The 15,061-nt window shown below is 67.1% G+C and carries 16 protein-coding genes; 14 read left to right on the top strand and 2 right to left on the bottom strand.

Going from position 1 to position 15,061, the window contains the following annotated elements; translation table 11 throughout:
* Positions 1–76: 76 nt before the first annotated feature.
* Positions 77–1,300 carry an NADP-dependent isocitrate dehydrogenase gene (locus VPH46_RS13715; RefSeq protein ID WP_416612044.1) on the bottom strand — a complete coding sequence of 408 codons (1,224 nt, stop codon included), beginning with the start codon at positions 1,298–1,300 and terminating at the stop codon, positions 77–79.
* Between the two features lie 147 nt (positions 1,301–1,447).
* On the opposite strand from VPH46_RS13715, the gene VPH46_RS13710 reads away from it, so the two are divergent.
* Both VPH46_RS13710 and VPH46_RS13705 read left to right on the top strand, forming a co-directional pair.
* Positions 1,448–2,179 carry a phosphatidylserine decarboxylase gene (locus VPH46_RS13710; protein WP_125959693.1) on the top strand — a complete coding sequence of 244 codons (732 nt, stop codon included), beginning with the start codon at positions 1,448–1,450 and terminating at the stop codon, positions 2,177–2,179.
* A gap of 10 nt (positions 2,180–2,189) precedes the next feature.
* Positions 2,190–2,966 carry a CDP-alcohol phosphatidyltransferase family protein gene (locus VPH46_RS13705; protein WP_132883760.1) on the top strand — a complete coding sequence of 259 codons (777 nt, stop codon included), beginning with the start codon at positions 2,190–2,192 and terminating at the stop codon, positions 2,964–2,966.
* Here VPH46_RS13705 and VPH46_RS13700 read toward each other — a convergent pair.
* Positions 2,920–3,138: a hypothetical protein gene (locus VPH46_RS13700; RefSeq protein ID WP_125959692.1), complete on the bottom strand. Its 219-nt coding sequence runs from the start codon at positions 3,136–3,138 to the stop codon at positions 2,920–2,922. The genes VPH46_RS13705 and VPH46_RS13700 overlap by 47 nt on opposite strands.
* A 259-nt stretch (positions 3,139–3,397) precedes the next feature.
* Here VPH46_RS13700 and rpsB point away from each other — a divergent pair, with 259 nt between their 5' ends.
* The 12 genes from rpsB to rpmE all read left to right on the top strand — a co-directional run bounded on the left by rpsB (position 3,398) and on the right by rpmE (position 14,811).
* Positions 3,398–4,195, top strand: coding sequence for a 30S ribosomal protein S2 (rpsB, locus tag VPH46_RS13695; protein ID WP_129341105.1), 798 nt, complete (start codon positions 3,398–3,400; stop codon positions 4,193–4,195).
* Positions 4,196–4,281: 86 nt separating this feature from the next.
* Positions 4,282–5,217 (top strand): translation elongation factor Ts, encoded by a 936-nt coding sequence (gene tsf, locus VPH46_RS13690; RefSeq protein WP_416612041.1) that lies wholly within the window; start codon positions 4,282–4,284, stop codon positions 5,215–5,217.
* Between the two features lie 160 nt (positions 5,218–5,377).
* Positions 5,378–6,106, top strand: coding sequence for a UMP kinase (gene pyrH, locus VPH46_RS13685; protein ID WP_132883764.1), 729 nt, complete (start codon positions 5,378–5,380; stop codon positions 6,104–6,106).
* A gap of 22 nt (positions 6,107–6,128) precedes the next feature.
* Positions 6,129–6,686, top strand: a complete 558-nt coding sequence (gene frr / locus VPH46_RS13680; protein WP_317891821.1) for a ribosome recycling factor — start codon at positions 6,129–6,131, stop codon at positions 6,684–6,686.
* Positions 6,683–7,426 (top strand): isoprenyl transferase, encoded by a 744-nt coding sequence (locus VPH46_RS13675; RefSeq protein ID WP_416612038.1) that lies wholly within the window; start codon positions 6,683–6,685, stop codon positions 7,424–7,426. Before frr ends, VPH46_RS13675 begins: the two co-directional genes overlap by 4 nt.
* The gene (locus VPH46_RS13670; protein WP_416612036.1) at positions 7,423–8,214 is read left to right on the top strand and encodes a phosphatidate cytidylyltransferase; all 792 of its coding nucleotides are present in this window, start codon (positions 7,423–7,425) and stop codon (positions 8,212–8,214) included. Before VPH46_RS13675 ends, VPH46_RS13670 begins: the two co-directional genes overlap by 4 nt.
* Positions 8,208–9,368 (top strand): 1-deoxy-D-xylulose-5-phosphate reductoisomerase, encoded by a 1,161-nt coding sequence (locus tag VPH46_RS13665; RefSeq protein ID WP_416612034.1) that lies wholly within the window; start codon positions 8,208–8,210, stop codon positions 9,366–9,368. Before VPH46_RS13670 ends, VPH46_RS13665 begins: the two co-directional genes overlap by 7 nt.
* Positions 9,365–10,498: a M50 family metallopeptidase gene (locus VPH46_RS13660; RefSeq protein WP_416612032.1), complete on the top strand. Its 1,134-nt coding sequence runs from the start codon at positions 9,365–9,367 to the stop codon at positions 10,496–10,498. Before VPH46_RS13665 ends, VPH46_RS13660 begins: the two co-directional genes overlap by 4 nt.
* Positions 10,499–10,610: 112 nt before the next feature.
* The gene (gene bamA, locus VPH46_RS13655) at positions 10,611–13,328 is read left to right on the top strand and encodes an outer membrane protein assembly factor BamA (RefSeq protein ID WP_416612099.1); all 2,718 of its coding nucleotides are present in this window, start codon (positions 10,611–10,613) and stop codon (positions 13,326–13,328) included.
* Positions 13,328–13,978, top strand: a complete 651-nt coding sequence (locus VPH46_RS13650) for an OmpH family outer membrane protein (protein ID WP_416612030.1) — start codon at positions 13,328–13,330, stop codon at positions 13,976–13,978. The genes bamA and VPH46_RS13650 overlap by 1 nt, the downstream gene beginning before the upstream one ends.
* A gap of 20 nt (positions 13,979–13,998) precedes the next feature.
* Positions 13,999–14,451: a 3-hydroxyacyl-ACP dehydratase FabZ gene (fabZ, locus tag VPH46_RS13645; protein WP_239435582.1), complete on the top strand. Its 453-nt coding sequence runs from the start codon at positions 13,999–14,001 to the stop codon at positions 14,449–14,451.
* Positions 14,452–14,580: 129 nt separating this feature from the next.
* The gene (rpmE, locus tag VPH46_RS13640) at positions 14,581–14,811 is read left to right on the top strand and encodes a 50S ribosomal protein L31 (RefSeq protein WP_125959682.1); all 231 of its coding nucleotides are present in this window, start codon (positions 14,581–14,583) and stop codon (positions 14,809–14,811) included.
* The last annotated feature ends 250 nt before the right edge of the window (positions 14,812–15,061 follow it).

Raw genomic sequence — 15,061 nt, 5'->3', positions numbered from 1 at the left:
TTTACCGCATGCTTAGCAAAAAGGGGCCGGCGGATTGCTCCGCCGGCCCTTTGCCGTTGCTCGCCAGAAGCGAAGATCAGGCGCCGATCGCGCCCATCTTGCTCTCCAGGTTCACGCGAACCTGCTCGAAGAACTGCTCGGTCGTCATCCAGGGCTGGTCCGGGCCGATCAGGATCGCGAGATCCTTGGTCATGTGACCGTTCTCGACGGTTTCGATGCAGACGCGCTCCAGCGTCTCGGCGAACTGGGTCACCTCCGGAGTGCCGTCGAACTTGCCGCGATACTTGAGGCCGCCGGTCCACGCGAAGATCGACGCGATCGGGTTGGTCGAGGTCGCCTTGCCCTGCTGGTGCTGGCGATAGTGGCGGGTGACGGTGCCGTGCGCCGCTTCCGCCTCGATCGTCTTGCCGTCCGGCGTCATCAGTACCGAGGTCATCAGGCCCAGCGAGCCGAAGCCCTGCGCCACCTGGTCCGACTGCACGTCGCCGTCGTAGTTCTTGCAGGCCCAGACGAACTCGCCGTTCCACTTCAGCGCCGATGCGACCATGTCGTCGATCAGGCGGTGCTGGTAGATGATGCCGGCAGCCTGGAACTGGTCGGCGAACTCGGCCGCGAACACCTCTTCGAAGATGTCCTTGAAGCGGCCGTCATAGGCCTTGAGGATGGTGTTCTTGGTCGAAAGGTACAGCGGCCAGCCGCGGCCCAGGCTGTAGTTCATGCTGGCGCGGGCGAAGTCGCGGATCGACTCGTCCAGGTTGTACATGCCCATCGCGACGCCCGCTGCCGGGAAGTCGAACACCTCGTGCTCGATCACCTGGCCGTCGACGCCCTCGAACTTCATGGTCAGCTTGCCGGCACCCGGCACCTTGAAGTCGGTCGCCTTGTACTGGTCGCCGAACGCGTGGCGGCCGACGACGATCGGGTGGGTCCAGCCCGGGATCAGCCGCGGCACGTTCTGGATCACGATGGGCTCGCGGAAGATCACGCCGCCCAGGATGTTGCGGATCGTGCCGTTGGGCGAACGCCACATCTTCTTGAGGCCGAATTCCTCGACGCGCGCCTCGTCCGGGGTGATCGTCGCGCACTTCACGCCGACGCCGTACTTCTGGATCGCCTTGGCCGAATCGATCGTGATCTGGTCGTCGGTCTCGTCGCGCTTCTGGATGCCCAGGTCGTAATATTCGAGGTCGATGTCGAGGTACGGGAGGATCAGCCGCTCGCGGATCCATGCCCAGATGATGCGGGTCATCTCGTCGCCGTCGATCTCCACGACGGGCGTCTTCACCTTGATCTTGGCCATGATCTCGCTTTCCGTGTTGGCTGGATGGGTTGCCGTGCGTCCTAGGAGCAACCCGGGCGGCGATCAACCGGGGAGCCGGCCGGGGAAGGGCGCGTCGACCAAGCGCGCGTGTTGTCAGGCGAACGGGGCGCGGGTACACCCACGCGCATGGCATCCTTGGAAAAACCGCCGATCGTGACGACGACGGTGAAATGGCGCTGGCCCTCGGTTCACCCCGAGGGGCGCAAATATGTAGCGATCTCCGCCCTTGTTGCGGCGATCTTCCTCTTCTTCGTCTGGGACGAGCTCGGCTTCGCGCTGGTGGGCTTCACCATCTGGGTGGCCGCCTTCTTCCGCGACCCCATCCGGGTGACGCCGCAGGGCGCCGACCTGATCGTGGCGCCGGCCGACGGTCTCGTGACGATGATCGAGCGCGTACCGCTGCCGCCCGAACTTCGCGGCCCCAACGGCCTGGGCGAAGAGCCGCTGGTCCGCGTCTCGATCTTCATGAGCGTGTTCGACGTCCACATCAATCGCTCGCCCATCGCGGGCACCGTACGCCAGGTCGTCTACATCTCGGGCAAGTTCCTGAACGCCGACCTCAACAAGGCGAGCGACGAGAACGAGCGCCAGCACATCGTGGTCGAGGACATGTACGGCCGCCGCATCGGCTTCACCCAGATCGCGGGCCTCGTCGCCCGCCGCATCGTCGGCTTCGTGAAGCCCGGCGACATCATCGCCGCCGGCCAGCGCGTCGGCCTCATCCGCTTCGGCAGCCGCGTCGACGTGTTCCTGCCCGACGGCATCGAGCCGCAGGTAATTCTGGGCCAACGCAGCATCGCGGGGGAAACCATCCTCGGCCGCCCGGCAGTGCCGGCACCCGCCGGCGTCGCGCAGTAAGGCGGCCGCGATGCGTCGTCCTCGTCCCACGCGCGGCATTCCGCTGCGCGCCGTCGCCCCCAACGCGGTCACCGCGCTGGCCCTGTGCTCCGGCCTCACCGGCATTCGCTTTGCGATCGCGGGCGATTGGGAGCGTGCGATCATCATGATCCTGGTCGCGGGCGTGCTGGACGGGATCGACGGCCGCATCGCGCGCCTGGTTCACGGGCAGAGCCGCTTCGGGGCCGAGCTCGATTCGCTGTCGGACGCCATCTCCTTCGGCGTCTCGCCCGCGCTGATCCTCTATCTCTGGTCGCTGGTGGCCGCGCCGCGGATCGGATGGATCTGCGCGCTCGTCTATGCCGTCTTCTGCGCGCTCCGGCTCGCCCGCTTCAACGCCCAGATCGACGTGGTGGAGCAGCCGCACAAGTCCGCCGGCTTCCTCACCGGCATCCCCGCACCCGCAGGTGCGGGCCTCGCCATGCTGCCCATCTACATCTGGCTCTGGTCGGGGGAGGCGGTGTTCCGCTCCCCCTGGATCGTCGCGCCGTGGGTGGCGTTCATCGCCTTCCTGATGGTGTCGAGCCTGGCGACCTACAGCTGGTCGTCGCTGAAGCTCCGGCGCAACATCCGGTTCGAGGCAATCGTGGTGGTGGTGATCGTCGCGGCAGCGCTGGTCTCGGCGCCCTGGCAGACGCTCACTGTGGTCTGCGTCGGCTACCTCGCCACGCTGCCCTTCAGCATCCGCTCCTACCGTCGGGTCAAGCGGCTGCGCGAAGGGTCCGCGCCGTCGCCCGCTGCCGGATAAGGTTGCGGCGCGAGGTCAGCCGCACCGCCGGCAGGCGCTCCATCGGAACCTCGGGGCCATGGCGCAGCAGGCGGGCGATCCGCTGCCACTGCGGCGCCACGGTTGCGACAATGGTCGAGATCGCCACCGCAAGGGTGAGAGCGAAGAGCAGTGAAGCAAACAGACTGGCCATGAAAAACCTCCGAACGCTTGCCGGAACACGGTAACGCTTCTTTAAGACACAAGAAGCGCTGGCCGCTTTGGTTCCGAAATCCTGTTGTGAACATGGTATGTTCCACATTCGTTCCACCTGTCAACGCTTGATCTGAAGCGGCGGCTGGGCTAAGCGCGCCGCCTCAACCCCGCATGGGAAGCGCACATACCGGTGTTCCGGGCCTTCAAGGTCCCAGAATTCCTGCTTCCCAGAGGCTCAACCGGAAGGAGTTATCCCTATGGCGGCACCTGTCGTCTCCATGCAGCAGCTGCTCGAATCGGGCGCGCACTTCGGTCACCAGACCCACCGCTGGAACCCGAAGATGAAGCCGTATATTTTCGGCGACCGTAACGGTGTTCACATCCTCGACCTGTCGCAGACCGTGCCGCTCTTCGCGCGCGCTCTCGAGTTCGTGTCGTCGACCGTCGCCGCCGGCGGCAAGGTGCTGTTCGTCGGCACCAAGCGCCAGGCGCAGGAGCCGATCGCCGACGCCGCGCGCAAGTCGGGCCAGCACTTCGTCAACCACCGCTGGCTGGGCGGCATGCTCACCAACTGGAAGACGATCAGCAACTCGATCAAGCGCCTCAAGACGCTCGAGGAGCAGCTGTCGGGCGACACGCACGGCCTCACCAAGAAGGAAGTGCTGCAGCTCACCCGTGAGCGCGACAAGCTCGAGCTGTCGCTGGGCGGCATCCGCGACCTGGGCGGCATCCCGGACATCATGTTCGTGATCGACGCCAACAAGGAAGAGCTGGCGATCAAGGAAGCCAACAAGCTCGGCATCCCGGTCGTCGCGATCCTCGACTCGAACGTCTCGCCGGAGGGCATCGCCTTCCCGGTGCCGGCGAACGACGACGCCAGCCGCGCCATCCGCCTGTACTGCGAAGCCGTGGCGATCGCCGCGACCCGTGGTGGCCAGCAGCAGATGCAGCAGGCCGACTTCGACGTCGGTGCGATGGACGAGCCGCCGGTCGAGGAGGCGCTGGGCGCCGACCAGACCGTTGCTGCCGAGGGCGAGCAGCAGATCAACGCCTGATTGGCGCGGATCGAATGATTTCGGGCGGGGTGGGGCAGGTGCCTCGCCCCGCCCGTAGCTTTAGCTGAGATACAAGGAACCAGGACATGGCAGAGATCACCGCCGCCGCCGTCAAGGAACTGCGCGAGCGTTCGGGCGCGGGCATGATGGATTGCAAGAAGGCGCTGGCCGAGAGCGGCGGCGACATGGAAGCGGCCGTCGACTGGCTGCGTACCAAGGGCCTGGCTGCCGCCGCCAAGAAGTCCAGCCGCACCGCGGCCGAGGGCCTGGTCGGCGTCGCGGTTGCCGGCACCATCGGTGCTGCGGTCGAGGTCAACTCGGAAACCGACTTCGTCGCCAAGAACGAGCAGTTCCAGAACTTCGTCCGTGAAGTGACCCAGGTCGCGCTGTCGGTCGGCGACGATGTCGAGGCGATCAAGGCCGCGGCGATGCCGTCGGGCACCACCGTGGGCGACGTGCTCACCCACAACATCGCCACGATCGGCGAGAACCAGTCGCTCCGCCGCGCAAAGCGCCTCGAAGTGACCAGTGGCGCGATCGTTCCGTACGTGCACAACGCGACCTCGGCCGGCCTCGGCAAGATCGGCGTGCTCGTCGCGCTCGAATCGACCGCTTCGGACGAAGTGCTGCAGAAGCTCGGCAAGGACCTGGCGATGCACATCGCCGCGGCCTTCCCGCTGGCGCTGTCGGTCGACGATCTCGACCCGGAAGTCGTCGAGCGCGAAGCTGCGGTTCTGCGTGAGAAGAACGCCGAGAAGATCGTCGGCAAGAGCGCCGAAGTGGCCGAGAAGATCCTCAACGGCCCGATCGAGAAGTTCAAGAAGGAGAACGCGCTCCTGACCCAGGCATTCGTTATGGACGGCAAGACGCCGGTTCAGGACGTGATCGCCAAGGCGGGCAAGGACGCCGGCACCTCGATCGTGCTGAAGGACTATGTCCGCTTCCAGCTCGGCGAGGGCATCGAGAAGGAAGAGAGCGACTTCGCGGCAGAGGTTGCGGCAACCGCCGGCCTCACCAAGTAAGCGTCGCTTTTCTCGCGATTTCTTCGGGCGGGCGCGACTACCTTCGGGTGGTCGCGCCCGTCCTCGTATTCACGGGATCTGCACGGCATCTGCGCTTGGCATCGCAGCCGCTGCCGCCTAAGGTCCGCGCCATTCCCGAACCCCTTACGTACAAGGTGTCATGACCCTGCCTCGCTTCGATCGCATTCTCTTGAAACTCTCGGGCGAGGTCCTGATGGGGCCGGGTCAGTTCGGTATCGATCCCGCCACCTGCGACCGCGTTGCGCGGGAAGTGAAGGCCGCTCGGGATGAGGGGCATGAACTCTGCCTCGTTGTCGGCGGCGGCAACATCTTCCGCGGCCTCGCCGGTGCCGCCCAGGGATTCGACCGCGCGAGCGCCGATTACATGGGCATGCTCGCGACCGTGATGAACGCACTTGCCATGCAGAACGCGCTGGAGCGGATCGGCGTCGAGACGCGCGTCCAGTCGGCGATCCCGATGGCATCGGTTTGCGAGCCGTACATCCGCCGTCGCGCCGTCCGCCATATGGAGAAGGGGCGGGTCGTGATCTTCGCCGCCGGCACCGGCAGCCCGTTCTTCACGACCGACACCACCGCCGCGCTCCGTGCCGCCGAGATGAACTGCAGTGCGCTCTTCAAGGGCACCAGCGTCGACGGCGTCTACGATGCCGATCCGAAGAAGGTGCCCACCGCCAAGCGCTACGACACGCTGAGCTTCGGGCGCGTGCTCGCAGACGACCTCAAGGTGATGGACGCGAGCGCCGTCGCGCTGTGCCGCGACAACGACATTCCCATCGTCGTGTTCAACATCCGGGACGAGGGCAATCTGGCAGCCGTGCTGCGCGGTCAGGGCACCGCCACCGTCGTCCAGAACCAGACCAACGCTTAAAAGAAGAACAGGAGCCTGATTCATGGCCGCATATAGCAAGGCCGACCTCGAACGCCGCATGGCCGGCGCGGTCGAGGCGCTGAAGGGCGATCTGGGCGGTCTCCGGACCGGCCGCGCCTCCGTCTCGCTGCTCGATCCGGTGACGGTCGAGGTCTATGGCGCGCACATGCCGCTCAACCAGGTCGCGACCGTGTCTGCGCCTGAGCCGCGCATGCTCTCCGTCCAGGTGTGGGACAAGTCGAACGTCGGGCCTGCCGACAAGGCGATTCGCTCCGCCGGCCTCGGCCTCAATCCGATCGTGGACGGCCAGACGCTGCGCCTGCCGATTCCGGATCTGACCGAGGAGCGCCGCAAGGAACTTGCGAAGCTCGCCGGCCAATATGCTGAAAAGGCTCGCATTGCGGTCCGCAATGTCCGCCGCGACGGCATGGACAGCCTGAAGGCCGACGAGAAGAAGGGCCTGATGTCCGAGGACGAGCGCAAGCGCCACGAGACCGAGGTGCAGAAGCTCACCGACGCGACCATCGCCGATCTCGACGCGGCCGCCGCGGCCAAGGAAAAGGAAATCCTGGGCAAGTGAGGTCGCTTGCGGCTTCGGTTCCGGCGTCGGGTGGGACGGGTGCTGCAGTGCCGCGCCACGTCGCGATCATCATGGACGGGAACGGCCGCTGGGCGAAGGCCCGGCGGCTGCCGCGCATCGCCGGCCACCGCCAGGGGGCCGAGGCGGTGCGCCGTACCGCCCGCGCCGCGCGCGAGCTGGGGATCGAGGCGCTCACCCTCTACGCCTTCTCGTCGGAGAACTGGCGCCGGCCGGAGGAAGAGGTCAGCGACCTTATGGGCCTGCTGCGCCACTTCCTGCGCAGTGAGATCGACGAGCTCGCCCGCGAGAACGTCCGGCTGCACGTCATCGGCGACTGGCGCCGTCTCTCGCCCGATCTTGTTCGGCTGATCGAGGACGCGATTGCGCGCACGGCCCGCAACACCGGCTGCCAGCTCGCGATCGCGCTCAACTATGGCGCCCAGGCGGAGATCGCCGCCGCTGCCCGCCAGCTCGCCGCCCGCGTCCGCGACGGCGAGATGGCGGTCGAGGCGATCGACGAGGCCGCGATCGAGGATGCGCTCACCACCCGCGATCTTCCGCCGCTCGACCTCCTGATCCGCACGTCGGGCGAGGTGCGGCTATCGAACTTCCTGCTGTGGCAGGCCGCCTATGCCGAGCTGCTGTTCGTGGACACGCTCTGGCCCGACTTCGGCGCCGATGCGCTCGCCGACGCAGTGGCCCAGTTCGGTCGCCGTCACCGCCGCTTCGGTGGTCTGTGAGCGATCCCTCGGCGCCCGCGCGGCGTTCTGATCTTGGCGTCCGCGCGGTCGCGGGCGTCGCCATGATCGGTGTCGCCGGCCTCGCGCTCTACGCGGGCGGCTTCCTCTTCTGGCTGCTGGTGGCCGTCGCGGCGCTGTTCATGATGGCGGAGTGGGCGGATCTGCACCGCGCGGCCTATGCGGACAAGCGCCTCGCGCAGTTCGCGTTGTTCGTGCCCGTCGCGATCATGGCCCCGCTCGCCGCCGGACCCGGCTTTCTCGCGCTCGGCCTGATCGCGGGGGCCGCCTTCTTCACGGTTATCATCACGCGCCGCCCGGGCCTCGCCCACGGCATCGTCTATGTGGGGCTTCCGGTCCTGGCGCTGCTGCTGTTGCGCAACCAGGCGCACGGCGTGCTGCTCAGCCTCTGGGCGATGGCGCTGGTCTGGGCCTGCGACATCGGTGCCTATTTCGCCGGCCGCTCGATCGGCGGCCCGAAGCTCGCGCCCACCATCAGCCCCAACAAGACTTGGGCCGGCCTCATCGGCGGTGTGCTCGCGGCGAGCGTCTTCGGCGCGGTGCTCCAGCCGCTCGGCCTCCCGCTCCACCTGGTGCTCGCGACGCCGCTCCTCGCCGTGCTGGCGCAGATGGGCGACCTGTACGAGAGCCAACTCAAGCGTCGCGCCGGCGTCAAGGACTCGGGCAACATCCTCCCTGGCCACGGCGGCGTGCTGGACCGGCTCGACGGCCTCGTGCCCGTCGCCCCCGCCGCCGCACTGATGGTCGAGCTTGCGAAGATCACATGGTGAAGCGCGTTTCCATCCTGGGTGCGACGGGGTCGATCGGCACCTCGACGCTGGACCTGATCGTCCGCGCCCCCGACCAGTTCGAGGTGCTGGCCCTCACCGCCAACCGCGACGTGAAGAAGCTGGCCGAGGCCGCGATCCGCACCCGCGCCCGCCGCGCCGTGGTCGCCGATCCCGAGTGCCTCGACGCGCTGCGCGACGCCCTCGCCGGCAGCGATACCGAGGCGGCGGCAGGCCCGGATGCCGTGGCCGAGGCAGCCGCGATGGGCGCCGACTGGACCATGGCGGCGATCGTCGGCACTGCCGGCCTTCGCCCGGTCATGGCCGCGCTCCAGACCGGCGCGACCGTCGCGCTCGCCAACAAGGAGGCGCTGGTCTCCGCCGGTGCCGTCGCGACCGCCGCCGCCCGCGCCCATGGCGCGACGCTGCTGCCGGTCGACTCCGAGCACAACGCCGTCTTCCAGTGCTTCGACTTCGCGGCACCCGAGCGGGTGCGCCGCATCGTGCTCACCGCCAGCGGCGGTCCGTTCCGCGAGACCAGCCTGGAGGCGATGCGCGCGATCACGCCGGCTCAGGCGGTCGCCCATCCCAACTGGTCGATGGGTGCCAAGATCTCGGTCGATTCCGCCACCATGATGAACAAGGGGCTGGAGCTGATCGAGGCATTCCACCTTTTCCCCGTTTCGGCTGAACAGCTCGACGTCATCGTCCACCGTCAGTCGGTGGTGCATTCGATGGTGGAGTATGTCGACGGCTCGGTGCTCGCGCAGATGGGCACGCCCGACATGCGCACGCCGATCGCGCACACGCTCGCCTGGCCCGATCGCATGGCGACGCCCTGCGCCCCGCTCGATCTCGCCGCGATCGGCCGCCTCGACTTCGAGCCTGCCGACCCGGTCCGCTTTCCCGCGCTCGCGCTCGCCCGCGCCGCGCTTCAGGCAGGCGGCGCTCGCCCGGCGATCCTGAACGCTGCCAACGAGGTCGCGGTCGCGGCATTCCTTGCCGGCAAGATCGGGTTCCTCGAAATTGCCGCAATCGTCGCCGATACCCTGGAGCGCTATGATCCGGAGGCCCCGGCCACGCTCGACGCGGTGCTCGCCGTCGACGGGGAGGCCCGAAGGCTGGCGGGAGAGCGTGTGAAGGACTGCGTCGCTTGATCGAAGGCCCGGGCTTCCTGCTGAGCGTGCTCGCCTTTCTGCTGGCGCTCGGCCCGCTCGTATTCGTCCATGAACTCGGCCACTATCTCGCCGGCCGGCGGTTCGGGGTGAAGGTGGAGGCGTTCTCGGTCGGCTTCGGGCGTGAGATCGGCGGCTTCACCGACCGGCACGGCACTCGGTGGAAGTTCGGATGGCTCCCGCTCGGCGGCTATGTCCGCTTTGCCGGCGACATGAACCCGGCCAGCCAGCCGTCCGCGGAATGGCTCTCGCTGCCCGCCGCCGAGCGCAGCGGCACGTTCCAGGCCAAGCCCTTGTGGCAGCGCGCGATCATTGTCGCGGCAGGCCCGGTCATCAACTTCCTGATCGCGATCCTGATCCTGGCGGGCTTCGCGCTCGCCTATGGCGAGAGCCGCACTCCGCCGACGATCGGCCTCGTCGGGCCGAACAGCGCTGCCGCCGCCGCCGGTCTCCGGCCGGGCGACCGCATTCTGTCGATGGGCGGGCGCAGTGTCGACACCTTCGACGACGTCGCGCGCTACACCCGCATCCGCCCCGGCGAGGCGAGCACCATTCAGCTGGTTCGCGAGGGCCAGGTACAGACGGTCGCAGTTACGCTTGGCACCACGACCGAGAGGGACCGCTTCGGCAACGTCTTCCGGCTCGGGAAGCTCGGCATCGGCCCGGCCGGCCGCGTGATCGAGCCCGTAGGCGTGCTGGAGGCGCCGGTGGTGGCCGTCCGCCAGACCGGCCAGATGGTCGGCATGATGGTCGACACGCTGTGGCAGATCGTCAGCGGGCGCCGGCCGGTGTCGGAGCTCGGCGGCCCCATCAGCATCGCGCGCGCTTCCGGCGAGCAGCTGGTGCTCGGGCCCCAGGCCTTCGTGTTCCTGGTGGCGCTGATCTCGATTAACTTGGGGTTCATCAACCTCTTGCCAGTTCCCATGCTGGATGGCGGCCATCTTCTCTTCTACGCCATCGAGGCGGTTCGCCGCCGGCCCACCGATCCGCGGGTCGTGGAATGGGCTTTCCGTGGCGGCGTGATGGCGATCCTGGCATTGATGGTTCTGGTGACGGCGAACGATCTTGGGTCGCTCGGTCTTTGGCGGGGTTTGTCCGGCTTGATCGGGTGAGCGGGTTAGGGCAGGGCGGACGTGATCCGCATGCCGTGTGTGTTGTACGGCTTACCGACTGGGGTGGGATGTGACGAAGGTTTCCAACTACGGCGTGCGCGCGACCGTGCTGATGGCAGGCACGATGCTGTCGGGTGTCGCGATGGCGCAGACGACGCCGACCGCCCCCGCTGCGCAGGCGCAGCAGGCTGCTCCTGCGACGACCCCTCCGGTGATCGTCTCGGCTCCGGTCCGCAACATCCGGTCGCTCACCGTGCGCGGTTCGCAGCGCATCGAGCCGGATACGGTGCTGTCCTATACGAAGCTGCGCGTAGGCCAGCCCTACACCACCGAGAGCCTTGACCAGGCGATCGTCGACCTGCTTGCGTCCGATCTGCTCGCCGACGCGCAGATCGAGGGCGTCGAGACCGGCGACATCGTGGTCGTCGTGCGCGAGAACCCGATCATCAACCGCGTGGTGCTGGAGGGCAACAAGCGGCTGAAGGACGACAAGATCGTCAAAGAGATCAAGCTCGCCCCGCGGCAGATCTTCACCCGCACCGCCGTCCGTGCCGACGTGGCGCGCATCGTCGAGCTCTACCGCCGCCAGGGCCGCTTCGCCGCCTCGGTCGAGCCGCAGATGGTCATGCTCGACCAGAACCGCGTCGACGTGGTGTTCGAGATCAACGAGGGACCGAAGAGCAAGGTCCGCCAGATCAACATCATCGGCAACGACCAATATTCGGATTCCGATCTCCGCAAGGAGATGTACACGAAGCAGGCGCGTACCTTCCGGATCTTCAGCTCGAACACCAGCTATGACCAGGACCGGCTCGCCGCCGACCAGCAGAAGCTGCGCCAGTTCTACCTGACCGAGGGCTATGCCGATTTCCGCGTGATCTCGGCCGTGGCGGAGCTCACGCCCGACAAGCGCGACTTCATCATCACCTATGTGGTGGAGGAAGGGCCGCGGTATAAGTTCGGCGACGTGAAGGTCGACAGCGCGATCCGCGACTTCGACGGCGAGAAGCTCGCCGCGACGCTGCCGATGAAGAAGGGCGACTGGTACAACGCCAAGCTGGTCGAGGACTCGATCGACAGCCTCAGCCAGTATGCCGGCCTCTACGGCTACGCCTTCACCGACGTACGCCCGGAATTCCAGCGCGATCGCGAAGCGCTGACGATGGGGATCAACTTCTTCCTCGCCGAGGCGAACCGCACCTACGTCGAGCGGGTGGAGATCACCGGCAACACGCAGACCCAGGACAAGGTGATCCGCCGCGAGATGCGCGTGGCCGAAGGCGATGCCTTCAACGCCTTCATGGTGAAGCGCTCGCAGGACCGCATCAACTCGCTGGGCTATTTCCAGGACAAGTTCGAGATCAAGCAGGAGCAGGGCTCGACCCCTGACCGCATCATCCTTGCGGCGAACGTCGAGGAGCGCTCGACCGGTGAGCTCTCGCTCTCGGCCGGTTTCTCGAGCCTCGAAAAGTTCATCCTGCAGGCGTCGATCCGGCAGAACAACTTCCGCGGCAAGGGGCAGACGCTCTCGGCCAGCGCCAGCTATTCGAGCTACTCGAAGTCGGTGGAGCTTGGCTTCACCGAGCCGTATCTGTTCGACAAGAACATTGCGCTCGGTGGTACGCTGTTCCGGCGCGACTACAACTCGTTCAACTATTACGGCAGCGGTCGCGATCGCAACGACCTCTACTCGCAGCTCTCGACCGGCGGCACGCTCGTCGCTGGTGTCCCGCTCACCGAATATTGGCAGCTCTCGGGCCGCTACACGCTGCAGCAGGACAAGGTCACGCTCGACGAGGACACCTACTACACCAACGGCGAGTGCGATCCGCTCAAGGCGGGCCGCTATCTCTGCGACGCGATCGGCAACCGCCTGACCTCCTCGATCGGCCTCTCGCTGATCTATGACAGCCTCAACAGCCGCCTGCGTCCGAGCCGCGGTTCGCGGGTCGTGCTCGGCGCCGACTTCGCCGGTCTGGGCGGCGACGTCCGCTACATCCGCGGCCGCTTCGACGGTGACAAATATTGGAACCTCGGGGGCTGGGTGCTGTCGGCAGGGCTGGAGGGCGGCTACATCCACGCCCTGCAGGACAGCCCGGGACCGGGCATCGATCCGGTTCGCATCACCGACCGCTTCTATCTCGGCGAGCCGCAGTTCCGCGGCTTCGACATCCGCGGCGTGGGCCCGCGCATCCGCCGTACCTATATGACGGGCGATGCTGCCTCGGGTACCCAGGCGCTCACGACCGACAACAGCTACGACGATCCGCTGGGCGGCAAGGCCTATTACCTGGGCAAGCTCGAGCTCGAGCCGCCGCTCGGGTCGGGCATTTCCGAACTCGGCCTGCGCCCGTCGGTCTTCGTTCAGATCGGCTCGCTGTTCAGCCTGACGCGTCCGCGCCCGACGGCCGAGTTCGAGCAGGCGACCGACGCCAGCGGGAACCCCATGTTCAACAAGGACGGCTCGCCGTCGCTGCTGCCCCGCGTCGATCCGATCCGGACCGATACCGGTCAGGCACTGTACCTCAACAGCTTCACCAACTCGAGCGGCAGCACCTCGACTCGCCTCACCACCTGTACGACCGGCTATGCCGCCACCTATGGCGGCACCTGCGTCGGCGGTGAGACGAACGTCGCGGCGGTCAACACGGTCGCGCCGTTCCTTGAGGAATATTACGGCGATACCTGGAAGCCGCGTCTGTCGGTTGGTATCGGCGTCAACTGGAACTCGCCGTTCGGGCCGCTGCGGATTGACGTGGCCAAGGCGTTGCTCAAGCAAAAGGGCGACGACACCAAGCTCATTACCTTCAACGTAGGGACTCAATTCTGATGCGTAGCTTCTCCAAGGCGGCGCTCGCCGCACTCGTCACCGTTTCCGCTACTTCGGTCGCGGCGCCTGCGTTCGCACAGGTGCAGGGCCTCGGCGTCGTCGACCTGCAGGAGGCGGTGCGCCGCTCCAACGCGTTCACGACCGCGATGACCCAGATCCAGACGACCTACAAGGCGCAGATCGATCAGGCGAACACCCGCCGCACCGCGATCCAGAACGAGCTGAAGCCGCAGGTCGATGCGTTCGAGGCGGCTCGTCGTGCGCCCAACGCGAACCAGCAGGCGCTCCAGACGCAGTACCAGGGCATCCAGCAGCGCGAGCAGACCGCACAGCAGGAACTGGGCCGCATCCTTCAACCGGTCCAGCTCGCCCAGGCCTACGTCAACGAGCAGATCGTCCGCCAGCTCGAGCCGGCGCTCGATCGCGTGATGGCGGCGCGCCGCCTGTCCGTGATCCTCCCTCCCGACGCGACCGTGAAGTCGCTGCCGGCGGCACAGGTCACCAACGACGTGATCGCCGAGCTGAACCGCTCGGTCCCCAGCGTCCAGATCACCCCGCCGGCCGGTTGGCAGCCGGGTGGTCAGCAGCAGGCCGCACCGGCAGCTGCGGCTGCGGCACCCGCCACCACGACCCGGCCGCGGGGTCGCTGATAATGGCGGCAGACGGTGCCATGACGCAGCCGTATGATATCAAGCGGGTCATGGCGGCGCTGCCGCACCGCTATCCGATGCTGCTGGTCGACCGGGTTGAAGAACTCGTGCTCGACCAGCGCATCACGGCGATCAAGGCCGTCTCGATCAACGAGGAATTCTTCCAGGGGCACTTTCCCGGCCGGCCGATCATGCCGGGCGTGCTCCAGGTGGAGGCGCTCGCGCAGGCTGCCGGCGTGCTGGCGGTCGAGAGCCTCGGCCTCGCCGGCTCGGGCAAGCTCGTCTACTTCATGTCGATCGACGGCGTGAAGTTCCGCAAGCCGGTGGAGCCGGGCGTGCTGCTGAAGCTCGAAGTCGAGTTCGTCCAGAAGCGCTCGCGCGTCTGCAAGTTCGCAGGCAAGGCGCTGCTGGACGGCGAGGTCGCGACCGAATGCGAGTTCACCGCCATGATCGCCGACCCGCCCAAGGCGTGATCTTGGACTAACTTTCGACTAACTTTCCGCCTCTCGGGCGGCCTGCCGCTTGCGGTGGGTCGCCCTTGCGTGTAGGGCGCGCCCTTCGTTCCGGCTGGTCGGAAACCAGCCATTCACAGGAGCTTGACCATGAAGAAAGACATCCATCCCGACTATCACACCATCAAGGTGCAGATGACCGACGGGACCGTGTTCGAGACCCGCTCCACCTGGGGCAAGGAAGGCGACACGATGCAGCTCGACATCGATCCGCTGGCGCACCCGGCATGGACCGGTGGCAACCAGCGCCTGCTGGACGCGGGCGGCCAGGTCGCGCGCTTCAACAAGCGCTTCGGCGGCCTTACGCTCGGCAAGAAGTAAGCCCGGGCGGGGCTCGCCCCGCGACGGCTTGCCGCACGAGATTCGACGCCCGTCGGCTCGGAGCCGGCGGGCGTTCGTGTGTCCGGGGGAGGGAGGCTACTGGCTGCCCGCCTAGAAGCGGAAGGTAAGCGTGGCCGGTAGGCCGCCTTGCTATTGCGGGCGGCTCTTCTCGTAGGCGAGCTTCCCGGCATGGCGGCGGATGGCGATGGCGGCAACGGCGCGTCTGGTGAAGCGTTCATCGATGTCATCG

The sequence above is a fragment of the Sphingomonas sp. MJ1 (PH-R8) genome (genome assembly GCF_048058635.1).
Lineage (GTDB): Bacteria > Pseudomonadota > Alphaproteobacteria > Sphingomonadales > Sphingomonadaceae > Sphingomonas.
This window is presented reverse-complemented; position numbering and strand designations above follow the sequence as displayed.

Coding starts and splice junctions, on each gene's coding strand:
- VPH46_RS13715 (WP_416612044.1), bottom strand. CDS start 1,300: ATGGCCAAGATCAAGGTGAAGACGCCCGTCGTGGAGATCGACGGCGAC.
- VPH46_RS13710 (WP_125959693.1), top strand. CDS start 1,448: ATGGCATCCTTGGAAAAACCGCCGATCGTGACGACGACGGTGAAATGG.
- VPH46_RS13705 (WP_132883760.1), top strand. CDS start 2,190: ATGCGTCGTCCTCGTCCCACGCGCGGCATTCCGCTGCGCGCCGTCGCC.
- VPH46_RS13700 (WP_125959692.1), bottom strand. CDS start 3,138: ATGGCCAGTCTGTTTGCTTCACTGCTCTTCGCTCTCACCCTTGCGGTG.
- rpsB (WP_129341105.1), top strand. CDS start 3,398: ATGGCGGCACCTGTCGTCTCCATGCAGCAGCTGCTCGAATCGGGCGCG.
- tsf (WP_416612041.1), top strand. CDS start 4,282: ATGGCAGAGATCACCGCCGCCGCCGTCAAGGAACTGCGCGAGCGTTCG.
- pyrH (WP_132883764.1), top strand. CDS start 5,378: ATGACCCTGCCTCGCTTCGATCGCATTCTCTTGAAACTCTCGGGCGAG.
- frr (WP_317891821.1), top strand. CDS start 6,129: ATGGCCGCATATAGCAAGGCCGACCTCGAACGCCGCATGGCCGGCGCG.
- VPH46_RS13665 (WP_416612034.1), top strand. CDS start 8,208: ATGGTGAAGCGCGTTTCCATCCTGGGTGCGACGGGGTCGATCGGCACC.
- bamA (WP_416612099.1), top strand. CDS start 10,611: ATGGCAGGCACGATGCTGTCGGGTGTCGCGATGGCGCAGACGACGCCG.
- VPH46_RS13650 (WP_416612030.1), top strand. CDS start 13,328: ATGCGTAGCTTCTCCAAGGCGGCGCTCGCCGCACTCGTCACCGTTTCC.
- fabZ (WP_239435582.1), top strand. CDS start 13,999: ATGACGCAGCCGTATGATATCAAGCGGGTCATGGCGGCGCTGCCGCAC.
- rpmE (WP_125959682.1), top strand. CDS start 14,581: ATGAAGAAAGACATCCATCCCGACTATCACACCATCAAGGTGCAGATG.